The 24,260-nt window shown below is 36.8% G+C and carries 25 protein-coding genes; 24 read left to right on the top strand and 1 reads right to left on the bottom strand.

What is annotated here, in order from left to right; translation table 11 throughout:
- Positions 1-41: 41 nt before the first annotated feature.
- The gene (locus D4A81_RS11690; RefSeq protein ID WP_111524251.1) at positions 42-1,583 is read right to left on the bottom strand and encodes a carbon starvation CstA family protein; all 1,542 of its coding nucleotides are present in this window, start codon (positions 1,581-1,583) and stop codon (positions 42-44) included.
- A gap of 245 nt (positions 1,584-1,828) precedes the next feature.
- Here D4A81_RS11690 and D4A81_RS11685 point away from each other — a divergent pair, with 245 nt between their 5' ends.
- The 24 genes from D4A81_RS11685 (at position 1,829) to D4A81_RS11570 (ending at position 24,163) form a co-directional block, all read left to right on the top strand.
- Positions 1,829-2,779, top strand: a complete 951-nt coding sequence (locus D4A81_RS11685; protein ID WP_111524252.1) for a M14 family zinc carboxypeptidase — start codon at positions 1,829-1,831, stop codon at positions 2,777-2,779.
- A 74-nt stretch (positions 2,780-2,853) separates the two neighbouring features.
- Positions 2,854-3,795, top strand: coding sequence for a beta-ketoacyl-ACP synthase III (locus D4A81_RS11680; RefSeq protein WP_111524253.1), 942 nt, complete (start codon positions 2,854-2,856; stop codon positions 3,793-3,795).
- 59 nt (positions 3,796-3,854) lie between these two features.
- Positions 3,855-4,091, top strand: coding sequence for an acyl carrier protein (gene acpP / locus D4A81_RS11675; RefSeq protein ID WP_111524254.1), 237 nt, complete (start codon positions 3,855-3,857; stop codon positions 4,089-4,091).
- Between the two features lie 48 nt (positions 4,092-4,139).
- On the top strand, positions 4,140-5,078 hold the full coding sequence (fabK, locus tag D4A81_RS11670) for an enoyl-[acyl-carrier-protein] reductase FabK (protein ID WP_111524255.1): 939 nt from the start codon (positions 4,140-4,142) through the stop codon (positions 5,076-5,078).
- A gap of 2 nt (positions 5,079-5,080) precedes the next feature.
- Positions 5,081-5,998, top strand: a complete 918-nt coding sequence (fabD, locus tag D4A81_RS11665) for an ACP S-malonyltransferase (RefSeq protein WP_111524256.1) — start codon at positions 5,081-5,083, stop codon at positions 5,996-5,998.
- Complete coding sequence (gene fabG / locus D4A81_RS11660) at positions 5,995-6,741, top strand: 3-oxoacyl-[acyl-carrier-protein] reductase (protein ID WP_111524257.1); 747 nt, start codon at positions 5,995-5,997, stop codon at positions 6,739-6,741. Before fabD ends, fabG begins: the two co-directional genes overlap by 4 nt.
- An 80-nt stretch (positions 6,742-6,821) precedes the next feature.
- Complete coding sequence (fabF, locus tag D4A81_RS11655) at positions 6,822-8,057, top strand: beta-ketoacyl-ACP synthase II (protein WP_111524258.1); 1,236 nt, start codon at positions 6,822-6,824, stop codon at positions 8,055-8,057.
- A 4-nt stretch (positions 8,058-8,061) separates the two neighbouring features.
- Positions 8,062-8,496 carry an acetyl-CoA carboxylase biotin carboxyl carrier protein gene (accB, locus tag D4A81_RS11650; protein WP_111524259.1) on the top strand — a complete coding sequence of 145 codons (435 nt, stop codon included), beginning with the start codon at positions 8,062-8,064 and terminating at the stop codon, positions 8,494-8,496.
- 3 nt (positions 8,497-8,499) lie between these two features.
- Entirely contained in the window at positions 8,500-8,925 is a 426-nt protein-coding gene (gene fabZ / locus D4A81_RS11645; protein WP_111524260.1) for a 3-hydroxyacyl-ACP dehydratase FabZ, read from the top strand.
- The gene (locus D4A81_RS11640) at positions 8,926-10,269 is read left to right on the top strand and encodes an acetyl-CoA carboxylase biotin carboxylase subunit (protein WP_111524261.1); all 1,344 of its coding nucleotides are present in this window, start codon (positions 8,926-8,928) and stop codon (positions 10,267-10,269) included.
- 24 nt (positions 10,270-10,293) lie between these two features.
- Positions 10,294-11,994, top strand: a complete 1,701-nt coding sequence (accD, locus tag D4A81_RS11635; RefSeq protein WP_111524262.1) for an acetyl-CoA carboxylase, carboxyltransferase subunit beta — start codon at positions 10,294-10,296, stop codon at positions 11,992-11,994.
- 19 nt (positions 11,995-12,013) lie between these two features.
- The gene (locus tag D4A81_RS11630; RefSeq protein WP_111524263.1) at positions 12,014-13,189 is read left to right on the top strand and encodes an NAD(P)H-dependent flavin oxidoreductase; all 1,176 of its coding nucleotides are present in this window, start codon (positions 12,014-12,016) and stop codon (positions 13,187-13,189) included.
- Positions 13,190-13,473: 284 nt separating this feature from the next.
- Positions 13,474-14,793: a serine hydrolase gene (locus D4A81_RS11625; protein WP_111524264.1), complete on the top strand. Its 1,320-nt coding sequence runs from the start codon at positions 13,474-13,476 to the stop codon at positions 14,791-14,793.
- 7 nt (positions 14,794-14,800) lie between these two features.
- Positions 14,801-15,661: a metallophosphoesterase gene (locus D4A81_RS11620; protein ID WP_111524265.1), complete on the top strand. Its 861-nt coding sequence runs from the start codon at positions 14,801-14,803 to the stop codon at positions 15,659-15,661.
- Between the two features lie 48 nt (positions 15,662-15,709).
- On the top strand, positions 15,710-16,504 hold the full coding sequence (locus tag D4A81_RS11615) for a segregation and condensation protein A (RefSeq protein ID WP_111524266.1): 795 nt from the start codon (positions 15,710-15,712) through the stop codon (positions 16,502-16,504).
- Positions 16,497-17,102 (top strand): SMC-Scp complex subunit ScpB, encoded by a 606-nt coding sequence (gene scpB / locus D4A81_RS11610; protein WP_111524267.1) that lies wholly within the window; start codon positions 16,497-16,499, stop codon positions 17,100-17,102. The genes D4A81_RS11615 and scpB overlap by 8 nt, the downstream gene beginning before the upstream one ends.
- Positions 17,103-17,105: 3 nt before the next feature.
- Entirely contained in the window at positions 17,106-17,537 is a 432-nt protein-coding gene (locus D4A81_RS11605; RefSeq protein WP_111524268.1) for a dUTP diphosphatase, read from the top strand.
- Positions 17,494-18,354: a tetratricopeptide repeat protein gene (locus D4A81_RS11600; RefSeq protein ID WP_242977587.1), complete on the top strand. Its 861-nt coding sequence runs from the start codon at positions 17,494-17,496 to the stop codon at positions 18,352-18,354. The genes D4A81_RS11605 and D4A81_RS11600 overlap by 44 nt, the downstream gene beginning before the upstream one ends.
- Before the next feature lie 7 nt (positions 18,355-18,361).
- The gene (gene hflX, locus D4A81_RS11595; protein WP_111524270.1) at positions 18,362-19,603 is read left to right on the top strand and encodes a GTPase HflX; all 1,242 of its coding nucleotides are present in this window, start codon (positions 18,362-18,364) and stop codon (positions 19,601-19,603) included.
- A 90-nt stretch (positions 19,604-19,693) separates the two neighbouring features.
- Positions 19,694-20,389, top strand: coding sequence for a lecithin retinol acyltransferase family protein (locus D4A81_RS11590; RefSeq protein WP_111524271.1), 696 nt, complete (start codon positions 19,694-19,696; stop codon positions 20,387-20,389).
- Positions 20,390-20,479: 90 nt separating this feature from the next.
- The gene (locus D4A81_RS11585; protein WP_111524272.1) at positions 20,480-21,148 is read left to right on the top strand and encodes a YigZ family protein; all 669 of its coding nucleotides are present in this window, start codon (positions 20,480-20,482) and stop codon (positions 21,146-21,148) included.
- Positions 21,149-21,207: 59 nt separating this feature from the next.
- Positions 21,208-22,104 carry a magnesium transporter CorA family protein gene (locus tag D4A81_RS11580; RefSeq protein WP_111524273.1) on the top strand — a complete coding sequence of 299 codons (897 nt, stop codon included), beginning with the start codon at positions 21,208-21,210 and terminating at the stop codon, positions 22,102-22,104.
- A gap of 91 nt (positions 22,105-22,195) precedes the next feature.
- Positions 22,196-23,311 carry a carbohydrate kinase family protein gene (locus D4A81_RS11575; RefSeq protein ID WP_111524274.1) on the top strand — a complete coding sequence of 372 codons (1,116 nt, stop codon included), beginning with the start codon at positions 22,196-22,198 and terminating at the stop codon, positions 23,309-23,311.
- Between the two features lie 3 nt (positions 23,312-23,314).
- The gene (locus tag D4A81_RS11570) at positions 23,315-24,163 is read left to right on the top strand and encodes a class II fructose-bisphosphate aldolase (protein WP_111524275.1); all 849 of its coding nucleotides are present in this window, start codon (positions 23,315-23,317) and stop codon (positions 24,161-24,163) included.
- Positions 24,164-24,260 lie beyond the last annotated feature (97 nt).

Raw genomic sequence — 24,260 nt, 5'->3', positions numbered from 1 at the left:
TTATATATAACTGTCATAGGAGTAGCAATAATTTTAGTTGTTTATTTTGCTGTATCTACAGGAGTGAATCCTCCCTTTTTACCTCTCCATAAAACAAGGATTAAGTAAATAGCAGAAACAATTACACCACCTATATAAGCGATATTCCAACTCTGTCCAAAGCCAAGCTTGGCATTCAGAATATAAGAAGCACAAACGAAGGTGTAGAAGACTCCGGGTACAAGAGTCATCCAAGCCCATGCAGCTCTTTTGTTGATAATCAGATAAATACTTGCAGCGGCAAGTGGGAATAGTGCCATTGTCTGATTTGACCAAGCGAAGTATCTCCATAAAATCTGGAATCCTTCCTTATCAAACTTTGCCCAAACAAGGATAGCCCCAACTAAAACAAAAATAGGTACTGCAAGACTAAGTCTACGCTGATTATTATCCTGCTTGATGTGGAATGTATCTGCTATAGTGAGTCTAAGTGCACGAAGTGCTGTATCTCCTGATGTGATAGGTAGGATAATAATACCGATAAGAGCAATAGCACCACCTACAGGTCCAAGAGCCTTTCTACATACTACACCTACAACGCTGGTAGCAGTGATAGGCTTAAGTTCATTACCTATTTGAATCATATACTGCCATACACCTTTATCAAGTTGCATTGTAATACCGCCACTTTTAGCTGTAAACTGAATTAATGCCATTGTTCCGGCAGCCCATACCATTGCGATAAAACCTTCAACTGCCATCATATTGTAGAATGTCATACGACCGTCTTTTTCACTTTTTATTGTACGGGCAACAAGAGCTGTCTGTGATGAGTGGAATCCTGAAAGAATACCACAGGCTACAGTAACAAAGAATATTGGAATAAAATGTCCTGATTTAAAGTATGCACCATAGTCAAAAGCCTGCGTACCCCAATTACCCCAAAGTTCTACAAGTGGATAATGACCAACAACCATTGCCACAAACACACCTACTGCAGAAAATACAAGTATTGCACCGAAAATAGGATATACACGACCGATAATCTTATCTATAGGGAATACAGTTGCTACAAGGTAATAAATGAAGATAGTGCCATAAATAACCCATGTAGAAAATTCTGTAGGACTACCGCTAAGATGAAAAACTTGAGTTGCTGCGATATCGCCGGGGGTGTAGATAAATACTGTACCTACAAGCAAGAGCAACAGACATACAAATACATCAAAAATCCAGAACACTGTTTTGCTTGTATACTTACGAACCATTTCAGGCATTTGAGCTCCGCCATCTCTGGTACAAATCATACCTGCAAAATAATCATGGACTGCACCACCTATTACATTACCGATAGGAATAGTAATAAGTGCAATAGGTCCAAACAGAATACCCTGAATAGGTCCAAGAATAGGTCCTGTACCTGCGATATTAAGCAGGTTAATCAATGCATTCTTCCATGTAGGCATAGGCACATAGTCTACACCATCCTGTTTTGCATAGGCCGGTGTTTCTCTGTCGTCAGGCTGGAAAACATGGTCACATAGTTTACCCATAATAAATCCACCTACGATAAGAATCACAAGTCCAATCATAAATGTTGCCATAGAAACTTCCTCTCTTTCTTTCTATGTTAAATTGTTTCATAAGTAAACATACTACTTGTTAATAAGTTTTTCAAGATTTTTTTACTGAAAAAATAGAAATAAGTTGCATAAAAATAGAGAAATATTTGGAGTTTTATATATATCAGATTAAAGAGTATTAAATTGAAAATACCGGTTATATTAAATTATAAAAAATATGATAATATAAACATAACGATTTAAGTGTGTTCAGAAAGGTGGAAATTGTGAAAATTGGAGAAGTTTTTATAAACAAAGGTGAAAAGAAAAAGTTTAAGACAGGTCAGATAAGAGGGGTGGCTTTTTGTGGTAAAAATGAAGGAAAGGCATTGTTAATAACTGCGGGTGTACATGGGGGAGAGTATGTTGGTATAGAAACCGCTATGCGACTTATAAATGAGCTTGAAACTAATAAAATGTTTGGAAATGTTGTTATCTGTCCGGTGCTAAACACTGATGGATTTTATAATGGTGTAAAGCAGATATCTACAATAGATGGGAAGAACTTAAATAGGGAGTTTCCGGGAAATGAAAATGGTACGATTAGTCAAAAAATTGCATTCGATATAGAAAAATATTTGTATCCAATAGCGGATTTTATAGTTGATCTACATGGTGGGGATATCAATGAGAAATTGACACCTATTATATTTTTTCCATATGCTTCAGGGGAGGATATAAAGATATATGTTAGAGATATAGCATCCAGAATGAGTGTGGATTTTCGAGTAGGTTCATATGCCGAAAATGGTCTGTATAGTTATGCCACAAAAAAAGGTATTCCTGCTATGTTATATGAAAGAGGTGCACATGGCATGTGGAGTGAAGAGGATGTACTTACTGAAAAAGAAGATATGTATAAATTAATGGAAATACTTGGGATAATCAAAGAAGGGTATGATATAGATATAAATCTTAATCAAAGAGAGATAACAAAAGCTGAGTATGAACAGGCAGATAGTGATGGATGCTGGTACCCATATTTTACAAATGGGGATGAAATAAAAAAAGGCGAATTACTTGGTGTTTTAAAAAGTATCGATGGAGAAATAATTCAGAGAGTGGAAGCAAAGTTTGATGCAAGTGTTCTATATTATACCCTATCATTGGGGGTAAGAAAAAACGATACATTAATGGCATATGGATGTGAAAAAACAAATCACTTGACAAAATTCTGATACAAAATTAAAATACTTTGAGTATCAAAGTAATTTTTATTTTGATGAAAGTCTTATGAAAGGACTTATAGAAGATGAAGATAGCACTTGCAGGAACCGGCTCAAAGTTGCCGTCTAAGATTTTAACAAATGATGATCTTAGTAAAATCGTAGATACAAGTGATGAGTGGATTAGCCAAAGAACCGGAATCAGACAAAGACATATAATAGGAGAAGATGAAAATCTGGTAAGTCTGGCATTTGAGGCAGGAAAAGAAGCACTTAGATCAGCTGATATTGAAGGTAAGGATTTGGGGCTTATCATAGTTGGTACATCGACTCAGGATAAGAGACTTCCAAATACAGCATGCGAATTGCAACCGCTTCTTGGAGCAAAGGATTGTGCATGTATGGATGTAAGTTCAGCATGTTCAGGTTTTATATATGCACTCAGTATTGCATATTCTATGATGAATACTTTGGATATAGATTATGCACTTGTAGTAGGTGGTGATGTACTATCCAGAGAGATGGATTGGACTGATAGAACCACTTGTGTACTATTTGGTGATGGAGTAGGAGCAGCAGTACTGAAAAAAGCGGATATAGAGGCAGGCTTCTTAAGCTTTGATATAGGCGCAGATGGAAGTAAGGGATTTGCATTATATGATAATTCCTATGGTGATGACAGATATATAAGAATGGATGGACAGGAAGTTTTCAAATTCAGTGTCAGAACAGTGCCAAACAGCATCAAAAATGCTATAGAAAAGGCGGGAGTCAACAAGGATGATATAGATGTTTTCCTTTTGCATCAGGCAAATTTAAGAATACTTGAGGCAGTGTCCAAGAAGTTAGAGATTCCTCTTGAAAAATTGCCACATAATTTGGAAAATACAGGAAACACCTCAGCTGGAAGTATACCTTTACTACTTGATGAGGTTATAAAAAAAGGCATAGCAAAGAAGGGCGATTTAATTTTGCTGTGTGGATTTGGAGCAGGTTTAACCTGGGGAAGTTGTGTATTAAGATTGTAATTATTTACAACTTAAATATAAATAAAAATAAGCATTGAGCTTAAAGAATGGAGAAAATTATGTCAGAGAAAATGAAATCAATTATTGCAGAGCAGTTAAATATCGATGCAGCTGAAATCACATTGGAGTCAAGCTTCAAGGATGATTTGAATGCAGATTCACTTGACCTATTTGAAATGGTAATGGCACTTGAGGACAATTATGGTGTTGAGATACCATCTGAGGATTTAGAGAAGCTTTTGACTGTAGGTGATGTAGTAAATTACCTTAAGGACAAAGGTGTAGATAATTTATAAAAATCAAAAACGCCTTAGGGCGTTTTCTTAAAAGGGTAGAGGAAATTAATGCAAACAGAGATAACAAAGCTATTAGGTATAGAATATCCGATAATTCAAGGTGGTATGGCATGGGTTGCCGAGCATCATTTGGCTGCGGCTGTCAGTGCTGCAGGTGGTCTGGGACTGATAGGTGGAGCAAATGCACCGGCTGAGGTCATTAGAAATGAGATCAGAGAGGCAAGAAAGCTTACAGATAAGCCTTTTGGAGTAAATGTAATGCTTATGTCACCTCATGCAGAAGAAATCGCCAAGGTAGTGGTAGAAGAAGGTATAAAGGTAGTTACAACCGGTGCAGGTTCTCCTGAAAAGTATATGCAGATGTGGAAAGAAGCCGGCATCGTGGTTATTCCGGTTGTTGCAAGTGTAGCACTTGCAAGAAGAATGGAAAGAAGTGGAGCAGATGCGATAGTTGCGGAAGGTACTGAGAGTGGCGGACATATTGGAGAGGCTACTACTATGACTTTAGTACCGCAGGTAGTGGATGCAGTGAATATACCTGTAATCGCAGCAGGAGGTATTGCAGACGGAAGAGGTATGGCGGCAGCACTTATGCTTGGAGCTAAGGCTGTACAGATAGGTACAAGATTTGTAGTGGCAAATGAGTCTATAGTACATGAAAACTACAAAGACAGGGTGGTTGCAGCAAAGGATATTGATTCAGCTGTAACAGGAAGAAGTCATGGACATCCGGTAAGAAGTCTTAGAAACGCTATGACCAGAGAATATGGTAAGCTTGAGGCTGAAGGAAAGAGCTTTGAAGAGCTTGAGTATTTGACTCTGGGTACACTTAGAAAAGCTGTTATGGAAGGTGATGTTGTAAACGGAACTGTAATGGCAGGTCAGATAGCAGGACTTATAAATAAAAAGCAAAGTTCAAAAGAAATCATTGATGAGATAATGAGTGAGGCAACTAATCTTTTAAAGAATGCAGGGAGCTTAGTATAGATATGAAGATAGCATTTTTATTCCCGGGACAGGGAGCTCAAAAACAAAATATGGGCAAAAGTTTTTATGAAAATGATGCGGATTCAAGGGCAGTTTTTGACAGTGTAAGAACAGTCACGGGAATAGATGCATGTGATCTGATTTTCAAAGAAAATGATGAATTAAACAATACAAGATTTACACAGATAGCTATGGTGGCAACAGGAATTGCTATGTTAAAGGCAATAGAAAAAGCAGGACTTAGAGCGGATATATGTGCAGGCTTAAGTCTTGGAGAATATGAAGCACTTTATCTTAGTGGTGCAATAAGTGCTGCTGATGCAATAGCTATTGTGGATAAAAGAGGACAGTATATGTCTGAAATAAAGGGTGGTGCAATGAGCGCTGTTCTTTCTCTTTCAAATGATACTATCAAATCTATTGTAGATGATATAGAAGGCTGTTGGGTGGCAAACTATAATTGTCCGGGCCAGACTGTAATATCAGGAACTACAGAGGCAATAGCACTTGCCGGAGAAAAACTAAAGGAAGCCGGAGCGAAGAGAGTATTGCCTTTAAAGGTAAGCGGAGCTTTTCATTCAGGACTAATGAAAGAGGCAGGAGAAAAGCTTGGAAAAGTATTAGACACTGTTAAAATAAATGATGTTCAGATACCTTATGTGGCAAATATTAATGCAGAAATTGTTACAGATAAAAATGATATAAAGAAAAATTTGATAGATCAGGTATCAGGCAGTGTGCATTTAGAGCAGAGTGTAAGAAAAATGATTGAATGGGGCGTAGATACCTTTGTGGAGATCGGTCCCGGAAAGACTATGGCTGGATTTGTAAAAAAAATCGACTCACATGTGAGAATGTTCAATATTGAAGAATATGCAGATGTAGAGAAGGTTTGTAGTCAAATTTTGGAGGCAAAATGAAAAGATTAGAAGGAAAGACAGCTTTAGTAACAGGTGCCGGTAGAGGTATCGGAGCAGCTATAGCAAAAAAACTGGCAGCTGACGGAGCATTGGTATATGTGAACTATGCATCATCAAGTGAGGCTGCAAAAAAGGTTGCAAAAGAGATAGAAGAAAGTGGCGGCAGAGCAAAGATTTGCCAATGTGATATATCAGATTATGATAGTACAAAGGAGATGATTGAAAATATTATTTCTGAAGATGGTGCTGTGGATATATTGGTAAATAATGCCGGTATTACAAAAGACAATATAATGATGAGAATGAAACCGGAAGATTTTGATGCAGTAATAGCTACCAATTTAAAGGGAAGCTTCAATACTATGCAAGTGGTTTCAAAATATATGATTAAGAAAAGAAGTGGAAGAATAATAAATATTTCTTCTGTTACAGGTGTGATGGGTAATGCAGGGCAAATAAATTATGCTGCATCAAAGGCGGGAGTCATAGGTATGACAAAGACTGCAGCAAGAGAGATGGCAAGCAGAAATATCACTGTAAATGCTATAGCACCGGGATATATAAAGACAGATATGACAGAGGCAATGACAGATGATGCCAAGGCCAAGATAAACTCATTTATTCCATTGGGATATCAAGGTGAGGCTATTGACATTGCAAATATGGTAGCGTATTTAGCTGGAGAAGAAGGAAGATATATTACAGGTCAGGTCATCAAAATTGATGGCGGAATGAGTATGTAAATCAGTTAATTCAAGATGTACTTGTAGGCTTTTGATCTGAAAACAGCCTGCAAAATTGCGAATATTAATAAGAGGTGACTATGAGAAGAAGAGTTGTTATTACGGGTATGGGAGCAATTACTCCTATAGGTCTAAATGTCAATGATTTTTGGGAAAATGTAAAAAAAGGTGTACATGGCATAGGGCCGATAACATACTTTGATACTACAGACTATAAGGCGAAGCTGGCTGCGGAGGTAAAGGATTTTGATGCTAAAAAATACATGGATCCGAAATCTGCAAGAAGAATGGAGCAGTTTTCTCAGTTTGCCGTAGCAGCAACAAAAGAAGCTATGGAAGATTCAAAGCTGGATATGTCAAAGGAAGATCCTTACATGGTCGGTGTTGCAGTAGGTTCAGGAATCGGTTCACTCCAATCAATGGAAAGGGAGTATGGCAAATTATTAGAAAAAGGACCAAGCAGAGTAGCACCTCTTTTGGTACCTATGATGATTTCAAATATGGCAGCAGGAAATGTAGCTATTGCCTTTGGATGTAAGGGTAAAAATATAAATGTAGTAACAGCTTGTGCTACAGGAACAAACTGTATAGGTGAGGCATTCAGAGCTATATTGTATGGTGAGGCTGATGTTATGCTGGCAGGTGGAACAGAGAGTTCCATAACACCTATAGGTGTTGCCGGATTTACTTCTCTTACAGCTCTAAATACTGTAGAGGATCCTGATAGAGCTTCCATACCTTTTGATAAGGATAGAAATGGATTCATTATGGGAGAGGGTGCAGGTGTTCTGGTTTTAGAAGAACTTGAGCATGCCAAAAAAAGAGGGGCACATATATATGCTGAGATGGCAGGATATGGTGCAACCTGTGATGCTTTCCATATTACTTCTCCTGCAGAGGACGGTTCCGGAGCTGCAAAGGCTATGGAACTTGCAATAAAGGATGCTGGAATGAAGCCTGAAGATATTGACTATGTAAATGCACATGGTACAGGAACACATCACAATGATTTGTTTGAGACTAAGGCAATAAAGACTGCCTTGGGTGAGCATGCAAATAAAGTGGGAATAAGCTCTACCAAGTCAATGGTAGGACATTTGCTTGGTGCTGCAGGTGGTGTAGAGGCGATAGCATGTGTAAAATCTATAGAAGACGGATTTATGCACAAGAATGTAGGCCTTATAAATAAGGACCCTGAGTGCGATTTGGACTTTTTGACAGAAGCAAGAGAATGTGAAGTTAATACCACTATAAGTAATTCACTTGGATTCGGTGGTCACAATGCAAGTATAGTTATTAAAAAATTCATGGAGTAGACTTATGCAAATAGATGAGATTATAAAATTGATAGAGACTGTAAGTAAGAATAATGTTGATTCATTAAACTATTCTACAGATGCTGAAAAGATCGTTATAAAAAAGAATAAAACAAAGTTCGTTGCAGGAGAAGTTCAGGCAGTACCGGTTGCACAGAGCGTGAGCTTTGAAGCTGCAAATACAGCCGAAGACACAAATATTGCAGGTCATACAGTTACTTCACCTCTTGTTGGTACATTCTACAGTGCACCATCTCCTGATGCTCCAAGTTTTGTAAAGGTTGGAGATAGTGTGAGAAAGGGGCAAGTAATAGGCATTATAGAGGCTATGAAGCTTATGAATGAGCTTGAGAGCGACTTTGATGGAGTTGTAAAGGAAATCCTGGTTAAGGATGAGGATGTGGTAGAGTTTGGACAACCACTATTTATATTGGAGTAAAATATGTTGGGAATCAAAGAAATTCAAGAAATAATACCTCACAGACATCCTTTTTTACTTATCGACTGCATAGAGGAACTTGAGCCGGGGAAGAAAAGTGTAGGTTATAAGAGTATTACATATAATGAGCCTCAATTTTTAGGTCATTTTCCGGAAGAACCGGTAATGCCGGGTGTACTCATGATAGAAGCACTTGCACAGACAGGTGCGGTTGCCATATTGTCAGTTCCGGAAAACAAGGGTAAGACAGCGTATTTTGGAGCCATAAACTCAGCTAAATTTAAGAGAAAAGTGGTACCGGGAGATAAGCTGAAATTGTCCTGTGAGATAATCAGATCAAAGGGAAGAATTGGAATAGGAAAAGCTATAGCAAGCGTAAATGGTGAGATAGCTGTAGAAGCTGAACTTACCTTTATAATTGGAGAGTAAATGTTTAGAAAAGTATTGATAGCAAACAGAGGAGAGATCGCAGTCAGAATTATCAGAGCACTTAGAGAAATGGGTATTATAAGTGTAGCTATATATTCTGAGGCAGATAGAGATAGCTTACATACAATGCTGGCAGATGAGGCTATTTGTATAGGACCGGCACCGGCGACAAAGAGCTATCTTGACATGGAGAGAATACTCAGTGCGGCTATTACAACCGGTGCTGAGGCTATTCATCCCGGTTTTGGTTTTCTTTCAGAGAATGAGAAATTTGCAAGACTTTGTAATGAAGTCGGTATAAAGTTTATAGGACCAAAATCTGAAACTATTGCCAAACTTGGAGATAAGGCAGAAGCAAGGGCTACTATGCAAAAGGCACATATACCTGTAATACCGGGAACAAATGGTAGTGTAAAGGATGTGATAGAAGCTCTAAAGCTGGCAAAAAAGGTTGGTTTCCCCGTAATGATAAAGGCCGCTCTTGGTGGTGGAGGAAAGGGAATGAGAATATCCAGAAGTGAGAATGATTTTGCAGAGAATTTTATGACTGCAAAAGCAGAAGCACTTAAGGGATTTTCTGATGATTCAATGTATATTGAAAAGTATATTGAAAGACCAAGACATATAGAATTTCAAATTATGGCTGACAGCTTTGGTAATGTAATACATCTTGGAGAGAGAGATTGCTCTATACAAAGAAGACATCAAAAGGTTTTAGAGGAAGCTCCTTCCGTATTTCTTGACAATAAGCTCAGAGAAAAGATGGGAAAGGCTGCAGTAAATGCGGCGAAGGCTGCAGGATATGAGAATGCCGGAACTATAGAGTTTTTGGTGGATAAAAATAAGAACTTCTATTTTATGGAGATGAATACAAGAATACAGGTAGAACATCCGGTAACAGAGATGATCACAGGTATGGATCTTATAAAGGAGCAAATAAGAGTTGCGGCAGGTGAGAAGCTTTCTATTACTCAAAAAGATGTGAGAATAGAAGGGCATGCTATAGAATGCAGAATAAATGCAGAAAATCCGGATAAGAACTTTGCACCATCTCCCGGAAAAATCAAGAGTATGCATCTTCCAGGAGGTAATGGAGTTAGAATAGATACACATATATATGAGGATTATACAGTTTCTCCATTCTATGATTCTATGCTTTTAAAGTTAATCGTGCATGGAAAGTCTAGAGAAGAGGCTATAGCAAAGATGAGATCTGCACTAGGCGAGATAGTAATAGAGGGTGTGGATACAAATATCGACTTTAATTATGAGATAATTAACAATCCATATTTTATAGAGGCTGATGTAGATACTTCATTTATAGAGAAACAGTTTAAAATGTAGTGATGAAAGTTTTGAGGTGTTGTCATGCTTAGAGATATGTTTAAAAAGACATATGCAAAAATAGAGCCGGAAGGCGAGAAGATAGATATTCCAAAGGGACTTTGGAGAAAATGTAGAATTTGTAAAGAACCTATTTTTGCAGAGGATGTGAAGGCAAATCTTTATACTTGTCCAAAATGTGGAGGGTATTTTAGAGTTCATGCTTATAGAAGAATAGAGATGCTGGTAGATGCCGGAAGCTTTATTGAGTGGAATAAGACAATGCCTATATCAAATCCGCTAAATTTTCCGGACTATGAGATAAAGCTGGAAGAAGAAAGATTAAAAAGCAAATTAAATGAGGCGGTAGTGACCGGTGAGGCCACTATAGGAAACGTAAGAACTGCTATAGCTGTATGTGATGCAAGATTTATGATGTCATCTATGGGTAGAGTAGTAGGTGAGAAGATAACCTATGCTATAGAAACTGCTACAAAGGAAAAGATGCCAATTATTATCTTTTCATGTTCAGGTGGTGCAAGAATGCAGGAAGGTCTTATTTCACTGATGCAGATGGCAAAGACTTCAGCCGCATTAAAAAAACATCATGAAGCAGGTCAGCTTTATATAAGCTTTTTGACAGATCCTACTATGGGTGGTGTAAGTGCTTCATTTGCAATGCTTGGAGATATAATACTTGCAGAACCTAAGGCACTTATAGGATTTGCTGGACCAAGAGTAATAGCACAGACTATTGGTGCTAAGTTGCCGGAGGGCTTCCAAAGTGCAGAATTCCTTCTGGAGCATGGCTTTATAGATGCTATTGTCGAAAGAACAGAGCAAAGAAGTGTTTTAAAGAAAATTTTGAGAGCACATACATGTGGATTTAAGAAAGTAAGTAGTGTAGATATTGATGATGAAGATATCGAAAAAATAGTAGAAAAGCGTCCAAAGGTAAAAGCACCAAAGACTGCATGGGATAGTGTGGTTTTATCTAGACGACCTGACAGACCTACAGCTAAGGATTATATTGACAAATTGTTCAACTTCTTTATGGAACTACATGGAGACAGACTGTCAGGAGATGATGGAGCAATTATTGGCGGAATAGCAAGTTATTACGGCAAGCCGGTTATGGTTGTTGCAGAACAAAAGGGAAAGAGTCTAAAAGAAAATAAGATAAGAAACTTCGGTATGCCAAAGCCTAGTGGATATCGTAAGGCACTTAGACTTATGAGACATGCAAATGATTTCAACATGCCAATTATATGCATAGTTGATACTCCCGGAGCTTTTTGCGGTATAGAGGCTGAAGAAAATGGACAGGCTGAGGCTATAGCACGTGCACTTTTTGAGATGAGCGATATGAGAGTACCGATACTTTCAATTGTAATAGGTGAGGGAGGATCTGGAGGTGCACTTGCACTTGCAGTGGCTAATGAGGTATGGATGATGGAACATTCAATATATTCAGTACTCTCACCTGAGGGCTTTGCTTCCATACTTTATAAGGATTCAAAGAAGAGTAAAGAAGCAGCAGAGGTTATGAAAATCACTGCAAAAGAGCTTCTCTCACTTGGTATTATAGATAGAGTTATAAAGGAGGATATTCCTCTGACTCTTGATAGTATGGATGGAGTAATAGCTGATTTAACCTCAAATATTGATGATTTCTTTGAGAAAAATGCTTCAAAATCCGGTACAGAAATAGCAGAGAACAGATACAATAGATTTAGAAATTTTTAAATAGCTACGAAAGGGAAATATGAAATTCTTGAAAATAGGTGATAGAAATTTACTCTATCCGATTATCCAAGGAGGTATGGGGGTAGGTATTAGTCTTTCATCTTTGGCAGCACATGTTGCCGGCAATGGAGGAATGGGAATCATATCAACAGCACAGATAGGTTTTAGAGAAGATGATTTTTATAAAAATCCGATAGTTGCAAATCTTCGTGCTATAAAGACTGAACTTCAAAAGGCTAGAGATCTGGCTGCAAAGGTTTTTGAAAATTCAAAACTGACAGCTAAGTTTTTAGATATATTAAAAAATTATACTCCTTTTATCGGCTTTAATATAATGGTGGCAACTAATAAATATGCTGATTATGTCATAGAAGCAGTAAAGGCAGGTGCAGATATTATTATTTCAGGTGCCGGACTTCCGATAGAGTTGCCGGAATTGGTGGAAAAAGGGATGGCTGTCAGTGGAAATGAAAAGAGGACCTGCATAGCTCCAATAGTTTCCAGCAGAAAAAGTGCAAAGGTAATTTTGAAGATGTGGGACAGAAAATATAAGACCACAGCAGATGCAGTTGTAATAGAGGGACCATTGGCAGGTGGACATCTGGGATTTTCCTATGATGAACTGAATGAACTTGGTGCAGATACTATGACAAGCAGGAATTATAAAAAAGATAAATATGATGCTGAAATTAAGGAAATCATAGAGGAAGTTAGAATCTATGAAGAAAAATTTGGAAAAAAAATACCTGTATTTGTAGCAGGCGGTATATATACCAAAGAAGATATTGCACATGTAATGGATTTAGGTGCAGATGGTGTTCAAATGGGTACAAGATTTGTAACGACATATGAATGTGATGCACCGGATGATTACAAGCAGACCTATATAGATGCAAAAGAAGAAGATATAGTAATCACGAAATCGCCGGTGGGTATGCCGGGAAGAGCTATTAGAAATGATTTTATGGACAGATTGAAATCCGGTCCGATACCTATCAGACATTGTCATAACTGTTTGGCATTGTCAGTATGTGATAGAAAAACTATACCTTATTGTATAACGGATGCATTATGTTCCGCTGCAAATTCAGATGAAAGTCATGCACTTCTTTTTTGTGGATCAAATGCTTACAGAGCCGATAAATTAGAGCATGTCGAAGACATTATGCTTGAGCTGACAGAAGATATGAATTAAATATTATTTTAACCAAGTCTAAAAGACTTGGTTTTTTGTTTCAATAAGATATAAAGCATATATAAGATATTATTATTTTTCATGACAAATTTCTTACACTATCAAATATGTACTTTACTATCTTCATCATTTTAGTATAAAGTTATATGTATGTAAGATTTAAGTAATACATGTGTTGAATATTTGTGATATAGTATTAACAAGTTAGAGTACAAAAATCTTAGATATAGTTCGTTCTAAAATATCACAATATGAACTATAAAAACTTATTTAGGAAGGAAATGATGAAGATAAAAAAATTAATAGCCGGAGGTCTATCACTGTTATTATCATTAAGTGCAATAACATTTTTACCAGAGTACAGTCCGGTAGCATATGCAGCCACACCTCCTGATATAGCGTCACAGGCGGCGGCACTTTATAATGCAAATACAGGTGAGTTTTTATATCAAAAAGAGGGAGATACTCAGTTTGCACCGGCATCTATCACAAAGATAATGACTGGACTTATTGCAGTAGAACAGGCAAATTTGGATGATACAATAGTGTATTCGAAATCAGCTACTACAAATCTTGAAGCCGGAGCAACAACTCTGGGAGTGGTGGCAGGAGATAGGATAAGTGTAAGAGATTCTCTATATGGAATGATGCTTGAATCAGCAAATGAAGTATCAAATGGTATAGCTGAGCATGTAGGAGGTTCTGTTGCAGGCTTTGCAAATATGATGAATGCAAGAGCCAGAGAGCTTGGAGCAACTCATACAAATTTTGTAAATCCAAATGGACTGAACGATCAAAACCATAGGACAACAGCCAAAGATATGGCTTTGATCTCAGCAGAGGCATTTAAAAATCCAACTTTTAGAACCATAGCAGGTACGAAGACATATACTTTTCCGGCTACAAGGTCAAAATCTACTCCAACTGTTATAAAAATGCACCATAAGATGGTTACAGGTGTAGAAAACTACCCGGGAGTAATAGGTGGCAAAACCGGATACACAAAAGCTGCCGGTAATACTCTGGTAACTTGTGCCGAGAGAAATGGAGTAAGGCTCATAGTAGTAATACTAAAGAGTAAGGGTACTCATTATCCGGATACAAGAGCATTGCTTGACTATGGCTTTGAGATTGCATCAAGTGGCAGCAAGGCATCAGCACAGCCTTCACAGCAGGTGACAAGTGTTACCCCGGAGATGACAAAGGCTGACAGTGCAAAAGTAGATTTGGCACCGAAAGCTATAAGAACATCAGAGATGAAGACTGAGAACTATGGTCCGGGTATGGCTCCTGATGTAGGTTGGAAAGAAAAAAATGGCAACTGGTTTTATGTAAAGTCAGACAGATCAAGTGCAAGAGCTGAGGTTCTAAATATAAATGGAACAAAGTATTGGTTTGATGCTGATGGCCATATGGCAAGAGGCTGGAGACAGGACGCAGGCGGTGCTTGGTATTTTATGGAGGAGTCAGGTGCTATGAATGCTTCATCCTGGCTTAAATATAATGGACTATGGTATTATTTGGGAAGTGATGGTAAAATGTTGACAAATACCACCACACCTGATGGCTACACTTTAAATAGTGACGGAGTCTGGGTAAGCTAGGAGTTTAATGAAAAATATATTTTCTAAAATTTTAGGATTAGGAGTAGTGGGTTGTAGTACCTTACTACTCCGTTCTTTTTATGAGAGAAAGAATTTTAAGATAGTACAATATGATATAAGTAGCAGAAAAATAGATAATAAAAAGAAAATAGTCTTTTTAACAGATCTGCACAATAATAGTTTTGGCAAGAATAATAAAAGGCTTATATCTGCGATAGATGAGATATATCCCGATCTTATACTTATAGGAGGGGATATGATAACTGTTAAAAATCGACTTGGCATAGAAAATGTTCTGCCACTTTTGCAGAATCTTTCAAGGAAATATAAATGTATATACGCAAATGGGAATCATGAGCAAAGATTAAAAGAAAATAAATTCGGATTGAATTATCACCAATACAAGCAAATAGTAGAGGATATGGGAATAGTATACCTTTCAAACAGCAGTATGGATATATATGAAAATATTTGTATTCATGGTTTGGATTTAGATGAAAAATATTATTTGAGAAGATATAAAAGATCTTTGGATATTTCTTATATAGAGAATCGACTGGATATAGATACGTCTAAGTTTAATATTTTATTGGCACATTCTCCCCTTTTTGCAAATGACTATGAAAAAAGTCAGGTAGATTTGGCTCTTGCAGGGCATTTCCATGGTGGTACTATAAGACTACCGAGTGGAATAGGCTTGATGACTCCACAATTTCATTTTTTGAGCAGATTAGTGGTGGGATTAAAAAAGATTGGAAGAATGAGTCAAATAATAGGTGCAGGGCTTGGAACACATAGTATAAATATTAGATTAAATGATATGTCGGAGTTAATAGTTATAAATCTTAACAGTCGCAATAAAGCCTGAAATTTGATACAATAATAAGGTTGAGAGAGATCTATATGAGAGGTGAGTATGGAGATTTCATATAAATTGGAGAGGTTTGAAGGACCGCTGGATTTGCTTCTATATCTTATAGAAAGAGATAGAATAGATATATATGATATTCCTATTGTAAGTATAACTGAACAGTATTTGAACTACATGAATCATTTGGAGACAGATGATCTGGATTTGATGAGTGAATTTATTGTGATGGCTACCACACTTTTAGATATAAAGGCAAGAATGCTTTTACCATTGGAAGAGGATGAGGAAACAAAGGAGATCATAGATCCAAGAGCAGAGCTTGTAGCAAGGCTTTTAGAATATAAAAAATATAAGTTGATGGCAAATGAGCTTGCAGGCAGATATTTCGATGCAGAGAAAGTACTTTTTAAAGAACCGAGTATACCAAGTGAAGTGGCAGAATACAGAGAGCCTGCAAATCTTGATGAGCTTTTTGGTGATATGAACTTGCATAAATTAAGACTGGTGTTTGACCGGGTAATGAAGCAAAAGGATAATAGGATTGATAAAGTAAGAAGTAATTTCGGTACTATAAAAAAAGAACCGATTTCTCTGGAAACGAAGATAACAGAAGTGATGGCATATGCCAGAAAGTACAGGAAATTTACATTTCAGTCACTTTTAGAAAGGCAGGCAACAAAACTTGAGGTTGTTGTCACATTCTTAAGCGTGTTGGAGCTTATGAGGATTGGTAAAATATCTCTTGTACAAGAAGAAACATTCGGAGAAATGTTAATAGAGACTTTGGAAGAAGAGGGGAAGGAGGAGACGCTAGATCTTAGCGATATACTGGATGGCTAAATTGAGTAAAACTGAGGCTGCAATAGAAGCAATACTATTTGCTTTAGGAGCTTCTGTAGAAATCAGACAATTATGTATTGCTCTTGAAATGAAGGAGGATGAAGTAATTCAAAACCTGGAGTCTCTGAAAGAAAAGTATGAAAAGGATAATAGAGGCATACAAATAATTGATTTGGGAGATTGTGTTCAGATGTGTACCAAGTCAGAGCATTATGAGAAATTGATAAAAGTATGCAAGACTCCAAAAAAGCAGGTGCTTACAGATGCTATGCTTGAGACATTATCAATTATTGCATATAAGCAACCTATAACAAAGTCTGAAATAGAGAAAATAAGAGGAGTATCTTCCGACCATATGGTAAACCGACTTGTAGAGTTTGGGTTGGTATATGAGGCAGGAAAACTTGATGCTCCAGGAAGGCCTGCACAGTTTGCCACTACAGAGGAATTCCTTAGAAGATTTGGTGTGGAATCAAAGGAAGCACTTCCAAGGCTTGATTCAGATTTGGAAGCAGAGATATTACATGAGGTGGAGGAAGAGACCGGATGGAAATTCGGTTTTGAAAGTGAAATTAACGGAACAGGTGGAGATAAATAAGCTATGAAGATAAATATAAAATATTTTAGTGATGAGATTGAGAGATTAAAATTTATAGATGGAAAAAGTGATTGGATCGACCTAAGAGCTGCTGAAAGAGTGGAATTAAAAGCAGGGGAGTATAGACTAATCAGGCTTGGAGTGGGAATGGAGTTGCCAAAGGGATATGAGGCTTTGGTTGTGCCAAGAAGTTCCACATTTAAAAACTTTGGAATTTTACAGACAAATTCTATGGGTGTAATTGATGAGTCGTATTCCGGTGACAATGATGAATGGAGATTTCCGGCGTTGGCAATGAGAGATACTATAATAGAGATTAATGATAGAATATGCCAGTTTAGAATAATGAAGCATCAGGATGCATTTGAATTTGAAGAAGTAGAAAAACTGAATGGAGTTGACAGAGGTGGCTTTGGTAGCACAGGGAAAAATTAAAAAAGTATTTATTGCCGGAATAATGGCTATACTCTTTTTAAGCGGTTGTTCTGTTAAGGAAAAAAAATACTTTGAAAGCGGTAAGATACTTCTGGATGAAGGGAATTATGCTGAAGCGGTAGAAGCTTTTGATAAAGCAATAGGAGTACATGGCAGTAAAAATATCAGAGGACTAGAGATAGATATACTTAGATACAGGGCAGAGGCAGAATATAAGGCAGGTGATTATAAAGCGGCAGAACACACATATAAGCTTCTTATATCTGCGGATGAGGAAAGAAGAGAATATATTGATATGTTGACTATTATCTATACAAATCTAAGCAATGTGGATATGGATATAGATATAACAGATGCTATAGAAATGTATAATAAGGCTGAAAGTCTTGATGACAGGAGTGAATTACATATCAATGCAGGTATTGCCATTGTGAAGTATTATGAGGATATGTATGAAAAAAATGCTGATTCATCATATCTGGATAAGGCAGAGGAATTTTTGGAAAAACAGTTAAAAGAAACTGATAGAAAGAATGCCAAGGTGTTTGCAGTATATGCAAAGCATATGTCAAAAAGAGAGGACTATGATAAGGCACTTGAGGCGGTGGATGAGGGTATAGCACTTTTAGAAAACAAAGATTTAGTAAGCAGTGATGAGGAAACCATGAAATCTTTGATGTTTTCAAAGGGCTCTTGCTATGAGTACATGGGAGAATATGATAAGGCATTAGAATGCTTTAATGCATATATTGATAAATACGGTGAGGATGATACCGTTTCTCATGAGGTAGCATTCCTTAATTCAAGAATAAGATAGGTAATATATGAGTACATTTGAAACAAAGGAAATCGTAGAAAGAGTTATTCTTCTGGGTGTGGATGTAGGAGATGATACAAAAGAATCTATGAAGGAGTTGGCTGAGCTGGTAGATACGGCAGGTGCAGTAGTACTTGACAGTATTATACAGTCAAGAGAGAGAATGCATCCCGGCACATATATTGGTAAGGGTAAGATAGAGGAAGTTAAAGAAAGAGTACTGGAGTTGGATGCCACAGGCGTAGTATGTGATGATGAACTTACTCCGGCACAGCTTAGGAATCTTGAAAATCTTCTGGATACAAAAGTGATGGATAGAACCATGGTTATTTTGGATATCTTTGCAAAAAGAGCTACAACCAGTGAGGGAAAGATTCAGGTAGAACTGGCACAGCTGAAATTTTCATCTGCAAGACTAATAGGTCTTAGAAGTAGTCTTTCAAGGCTTGGAGGAGGTATAGGTACAAGAGGTCCCGGAGAGAAGAAACTTGAGATGGACAGAAGACTTATACATGAGAGAATTTCACAACTAAAATCAGAGCTGAAAAAGGTTGAAAATCATAGAGAACTAATAAGAAAGTCCAGAGATGAGAATTTGGCTTTTAATGTGGCAATAGTAGGATATACAAATGCCGGCAAATCCACTTTACTTAATAAGCTTACAGATGCGGATATATTGGCGGAGGACAAGCTTTTTGCAACTCTGGATCCTACAACAAGGAAGTTAAAACTTGGAAGCGGTCAGGAAATTTTGATGACTGATACAGTAGGATTTATCAGAAAGCTTCCACATCACCTTATAGAAGCTTTCAAATCCACTTTGGAAGAGGCAAAGTATGCAAACCTTTTGATACATATGGTGGATGCTTCAAATGAAGAGGCAACTTCACAGATGTTAGTGGTATATGATACTCTAAGAAGCCTTGAAGTGGTTGATAAGGATATTATCACAATATTTAATAAGACAGATCTGATGGAAGAAGATATGGAGCTTCCAAGAGATTTTCATGCAGACAAGGTCTTAAAAATGTCTGCAAAAACAGGAGAAGGTATTGAAGAACTAAAAAAGACTATAGAAGATATTTTACAAAAACAAAGGGTTTATCTTGAACATATTTTTTCATATAAAGAAGCAGGAAAGATAGCTATTATAAGAAAGTTCGGTGAAATTCTGAGTGAGGAATATATAGATGAGGGTATAAGCATTAAGGCATATATTCCGGCAGAGATTTTCGGCAAGGTGAAATAAGACTTGAAAAAATTTTACAAGTAATATATATTAGTATTACCTAACTTAGCTAAGCCTAACGGGCTAAAAGCTATATTACTTGGAGAGAATATGTTATTAGCACTTTTAATTGCCGGAAAATTGTTGATGGGAAACGGTGGAGATAGACCTAATAGAGAAGAAAAGATTTGCGGTAAGCAACATTTTTGGAGAGATAAAAAAGAGGAGATGGGTTACAGATTGCAATACAATCTGCTTGATGGTCATGCCAGAATTCTTGATAAAAATAATATAAGAAAAGCTACCGGAACTATGAGTGCAATGGAGGAGAAGTTTGAGAGGCTGGTTTCAGGAAATTTTCTAAAGCCGGGGGATGTGATAGGTGTATCAAGGTCATTTTATGATCATTATGGTATCTATATAGGAGATGGTAAAGTCATACATTATGCTGATAAGACAAAGGACTTTGGCAGGAATGTCAGCATATATGAAACTGATTTAAAGGACTTTACACAAGGGTCAAAGGACTATTTTGTTTTACATTTTCCCAAAACCGGTGGTCCGCCCAGGAAGCTTAGAAGCAGTACAAATTTTAATGTAAATCCCAGAGAACATATGGGAATATTTGATTTTTTATTCAAAGCAAAGTATAAGCTGTTTTCACCTGAGGAGACTATAGAGAGGGCCAAGTCAAGGCTTGGAGAGAGCGCCTATAATTTCACCAGAAATAATTGTGAGCATTTTGCACTTTGGTGTAAAACCGGCATATCCTTTTCACGTCAGGTGGATATGGTGTTGTCAATATAGGAAAATATAAAAGCTTTCGGGTTTACCGAGGGCTTTTTATTTTTCAAAACATTTGCTATAATACTCTGATGAAAACAGGAGAGAAAATCTATGAGAATCATTCTGGAGGCTTGTGAAGCTGAGATTGTAGAAAAGAAATCAAGGTTTATTGCCAATATTGCGATGGTAAATTCTGAGGAAGAAGCACTGGAATTTATAGAGAAGATAAAAAAAAAATACTATGATGCCAGACATAACTGTTATGCATATATCATAGGAGAAGATGGAAATAAGAAAAAATGTTCTGATGACGGAGAGCCGCAAAGAAGTGCAGGAATGCCTATGATGGAGGTAATACAAAATCAGGGATATTTTGATATAGTGGCAGTGGTTACAAGATATTTTGGAGGAACACTGCTTGGAGTAGGTGGGCTTATTCGTGCCTATCAAGGTGCGGTTATAGAAGCACTGAGTAAAGGCAAGATTGGTGAAATTAATTCAGGAGTTAGAGTAAAGTACAAGTTTGGATATGATTTTTATGGAAAGATAAAGTATATTGCAGAGAGCGAAAATGTTGTGATTGAGGATACTATATTTGATGATATGGTTACGATAAGTCTTATATTTAAGAGTGAAGAATGTGAGAAATTACAAAAGAAACTTATAGAAGAGACCAATGCCAATATAGAACAATTACTTTTAGAAGAGATAAAGTATATCACAGTAGATGATAAATGGTATGGGGAGTATGGTGATACTATAAGTATAAGAGAGAAATAATAAGGTAGCAGATATAGATAATACTTTTGAACTAAAACGAAGGGGGTGAGGATTATTAAATGCAGATATATATGGGAGAAGATGGAAAAAAGTTTTATTGGAGAGTAGTAGATGTCAGCAATATAGCGGATGTAGAGACCTTGGAAACCAAGTTTGATTTGACGGAGGAAATGGCTGAATATGTTTTGGATTCAAATGAGAGAGCCAGAGTGGAATACGACGGAAAGAATCTGTTGGTAGTCATACATGTACCGGCTTTTATACAAAATAATGGGCATTATGAGACCAGATCTATAAAATTTTTTGTAAATTCTGAAAGTATATTTATGTTTGTAACCTATGATACCAACTATATAGTGCCACAGATTGAAAAATATATAAAAGCTGAAGAGGCAAGTACCCCTATGATGTTGCTTTTTTTGAGCCTTTTTGTTATTTCAGATTCATTTCTACCTATACTTGATAAACTTAATGAAGAGAGATTACATCTGAATAGAAGACTTAGAATGAATACAAATAATCAGGGTATCTGGGATCTTTCAGACCTTGAAGTAGGTCTTATCTATCTGGGTGCGGCTACAAGACAGAATGTAGTTGCAATAAGGCAGATGAGAATAACTTCAGCAATAAAAAAATGTAATGAAGCTGAAAAAGAGGAGTTGGAAGATGCATATATAGAGGCAAAGCAGGCAAGCGATATGGCTGATATGGCATCAAGTATAGTTGAACAGATGAGTGGTATGTACAATAATCTGATAAACATTAAGCTGAACGAAACTATGCGTATTATGACTATATGGTCGCTTCTGATGACAATTCCTACTGTGATCTCAGGCTTTTTCGGTATGAATGTGGACCTTCCTTTCTCAAAAATGGAGGGTGGATGGATACTTATTACTGTTATTACTGCATTGCTTTTATGGGCAATGTGGAAGTTTATATGGAAGAAATTATAATAAATAATAGTTATATCAGTCATAAAATAATGACTAATGTAACTATTATTTTTTTGTTGATTTTAGTAAGTTAGTTGTGAAAGGGGGCAATATGGACAGAAAAATAATAGTTGCCGGACATATATCCTATGATATAACACCACAGATATATAATACAAATGGGAAGAATTTTGCAAAGATTTTAAAGCCGGGTAAATTGATAAATATAGGTAGAGCTACAGTGGCAAATGGTGGAGCTGTAAATAATACCGGTATGGCATTGCATAAATTCGGTGCAAATGTAGAACTTATTGCTAAAGTAGGTGATGATGAGTTTGGACGACAAATAATAGAAAAATGTGAGGAAAAGGGTGCAAAAACGAAATTTATAAAAGCTGAGGGAGAAGACACTTCCTATACTATAGTATTGGCACCTCCGGGATTTGATAGAAGTTTTTTACATTTTACAGGAACCAATGATACCTTTAAATTCTCAGATATGGACATGGAAGATATAAAAGACGGGTATCTATTTCATTTCGGATATCCAACATTGATGGAAGGTTTCTATAAGGATGATGCAAAAGAGCTGATAGAAATGTATAAGACTATAAAGAAAGCAGGTCTTATAACCAGTCTGGATGTGGCAGCTATTGACCCTGACAGCAAAGCAGGAAGGCTTGATTGGGAAGCAATTTTGAGAAATATTTTGCCATATGTGGATATATTTGAACCAAGTTTTGAAGAACTTTTATGTATGGTGGATAAGGCTGAATACACACAGCTTTTAGAAAGGGCGGGAGAAGAGGATGTATGCATGTGTCTAAGCCTTGAAAATGATATATTACCACTGGCAAAAAAGGTTATGGATTTTGGAGTTTCCATATTACTTATAAAATGTGGTACAGCAGGTATGTATCTTTGTACTTCTGATGATGTTTCAAAAAGACTTGGACTTAGTAATGAATGGAATTGTTTTAAATATTTCCAAAAGAGTTTTAAACCTGACAGAATAAAGTCAGCTATAGGTGCGGGAGATACTGCAATAGCGGCATTTTTATATGGAGTAATAAATGACTATAATCCAAAGAGGGCTATGGAAATAGCTTCAGGTACCGGGGCTATGTGTATTACAGAGTATGATACCTTTAGTGGACTTTTGGATATAAAAGAATTGGAAGAAAAGATAAAAAATAATTGGGAGACACAAGATTTTATAAAGGAGTAGAAAATGTTAATAACACTTAGAAATATTTTGGATATAGCAGAGAGTAAGAATATGGCAATAGCTGCATTCAATGCCACATCACTTGAGGGCATAATGGCGGTTATAGAAGCGGCAGAGGAGGAAAATACTCCGGTAATATTACAATTTGCCAATGCGGCACATGGAAAATATATTCCACTTGAAAAAATAGGAAAGGTAATGGTAATGTTGGCAGAAGAAGCTAAAGTACCGGTATGTGTACATTTAGATCATGGCGACAATTTTGATGAGATAAAGACGGCATTGGATATAGGATTTAGCAGTATAATGTATGATGGATCGGCACTCAGCTTTAAGGAGAATGTTGCAAATACAAGGTATGCGAGATACATTGCAGATGTATATGGGGCAAGTATAGAGGCTGAACTTGGTTCTATGGGAGCAGAAGGAGCAGAAGGAAATGTCATGGGTGCATATACAGATCCTGAGACTGCAAAAATTTTTGTGGAAGAAACAGATATTGATGCTCTTGCAGCATCCTTTGGTACAGTACATGGAATATATAAGAGTGAACCAAAACTGGATTTTAATAGAATAGAAAAAATCAGAGAACTTACGGACGTTCCTGTGGTAATGCATGGTGGCTCAGGAATTAGTGATGATGACTTTAGAAAATGTATAGATTGTGGTGTAAGAAAAATCAACTTCTACACTTATGCTGCAAAGTTTGCGGGAGATGCTATAAGAAAAATGGCGGCAGAAACAAATGGAAATCTGTATTCACATGATGTATTTGTAACTGCAAGAGAGAGCATGAAGGAGACTTATAGGGATGCAATAAGAGTATTTAGAAATAATAAAGTAAGTTTATGAAAGATAAGTAATAAGTTTTAAATTAGTCAACTGACATTTGTCATATTATAATTATTACAAAAAACAATTATTAAACAATTTGAATATTGGTATTATT

Origin of the sequence: Lachnoanaerobaculum umeaense, from assembly GCF_003589745.1 — a bacterium.
GTDB classification, from domain to species: domain Bacteria; phylum Bacillota; class Clostridia; order Lachnospirales; family Lachnospiraceae; genus Lachnoanaerobaculum; species Lachnoanaerobaculum umeaense.
Note: the sequence above shows the minus strand (reverse complement) of the source record. Positions and strands in the feature narration are given on the sequence as shown.

Excerpts from the sequence above, each read along its gene's own strand:
- D4A81_RS11690 (WP_111524251.1), bottom strand. The coding sequence starts at position 1,583 with ATGGCAACATTTATGATTGGACTTGTGATTCTTATCGTAGGTGGATTT.
- D4A81_RS11680 (WP_111524253.1), top strand. The coding sequence starts at position 2,854 with ATGAAGATAGCACTTGCAGGAACCGGCTCAAAGTTGCCGTCTAAGATT.
- acpP (WP_111524254.1), top strand. The coding sequence starts at position 3,855 with ATGTCAGAGAAAATGAAATCAATTATTGCAGAGCAGTTAAATATCGAT.
- fabK (WP_111524255.1), top strand. The coding sequence starts at position 4,140 with ATGCAAACAGAGATAACAAAGCTATTAGGTATAGAATATCCGATAATT.
- fabD (WP_111524256.1), top strand. The coding sequence starts at position 5,081 with ATGAAGATAGCATTTTTATTCCCGGGACAGGGAGCTCAAAAACAAAAT.
- fabG (WP_111524257.1), top strand. The coding sequence starts at position 5,995 with ATGAAAAGATTAGAAGGAAAGACAGCTTTAGTAACAGGTGCCGGTAGA.
- fabF (WP_111524258.1), top strand. The coding sequence starts at position 6,822 with ATGAGAAGAAGAGTTGTTATTACGGGTATGGGAGCAATTACTCCTATA.
- accB (WP_111524259.1), top strand. The coding sequence starts at position 8,062 with ATGCAAATAGATGAGATTATAAAATTGATAGAGACTGTAAGTAAGAAT.
- fabZ (WP_111524260.1), top strand. The coding sequence starts at position 8,500 with ATGTTGGGAATCAAAGAAATTCAAGAAATAATACCTCACAGACATCCT.
- D4A81_RS11640 (WP_111524261.1), top strand. The coding sequence starts at position 8,926 with ATGTTTAGAAAAGTATTGATAGCAAACAGAGGAGAGATCGCAGTCAGA.
- accD (WP_111524262.1), top strand. The coding sequence starts at position 10,294 with ATGCTTAGAGATATGTTTAAAAAGACATATGCAAAAATAGAGCCGGAA.
- D4A81_RS11630 (WP_111524263.1), top strand. The coding sequence starts at position 12,014 with ATGAAATTCTTGAAAATAGGTGATAGAAATTTACTCTATCCGATTATC.
- D4A81_RS11625 (WP_111524264.1), top strand. The coding sequence starts at position 13,474 with ATGAAGATAAAAAAATTAATAGCCGGAGGTCTATCACTGTTATTATCA.
- D4A81_RS11620 (WP_111524265.1), top strand. The coding sequence starts at position 14,801 with ATGAAAAATATATTTTCTAAAATTTTAGGATTAGGAGTAGTGGGTTGT.
- D4A81_RS11615 (WP_111524266.1), top strand. The coding sequence starts at position 15,710 with ATGGAGATTTCATATAAATTGGAGAGGTTTGAAGGACCGCTGGATTTG.
- scpB (WP_111524267.1), top strand. The coding sequence starts at position 16,497 with ATGGCTAAATTGAGTAAAACTGAGGCTGCAATAGAAGCAATACTATTT.
- D4A81_RS11605 (WP_111524268.1), top strand. The coding sequence starts at position 17,106 with ATGAAGATAAATATAAAATATTTTAGTGATGAGATTGAGAGATTAAAA.
- D4A81_RS11600 (WP_242977587.1), top strand. The coding sequence starts at position 17,494 with ATGGAGTTGACAGAGGTGGCTTTGGTAGCACAGGGAAAAATTAAAAAA.
- hflX (WP_111524270.1), top strand. The coding sequence starts at position 18,362 with ATGAGTACATTTGAAACAAAGGAAATCGTAGAAAGAGTTATTCTTCTG.
- D4A81_RS11590 (WP_111524271.1), top strand. The coding sequence starts at position 19,694 with ATGTTATTAGCACTTTTAATTGCCGGAAAATTGTTGATGGGAAACGGT.
- D4A81_RS11585 (WP_111524272.1), top strand. The coding sequence starts at position 20,480 with ATGAGAATCATTCTGGAGGCTTGTGAAGCTGAGATTGTAGAAAAGAAA.
- D4A81_RS11580 (WP_111524273.1), top strand. The coding sequence starts at position 21,208 with ATGCAGATATATATGGGAGAAGATGGAAAAAAGTTTTATTGGAGAGTA.
- D4A81_RS11575 (WP_111524274.1), top strand. The coding sequence starts at position 22,196 with ATGGACAGAAAAATAATAGTTGCCGGACATATATCCTATGATATAACA.
- D4A81_RS11570 (WP_111524275.1), top strand. The coding sequence starts at position 23,315 with ATGTTAATAACACTTAGAAATATTTTGGATATAGCAGAGAGTAAGAAT.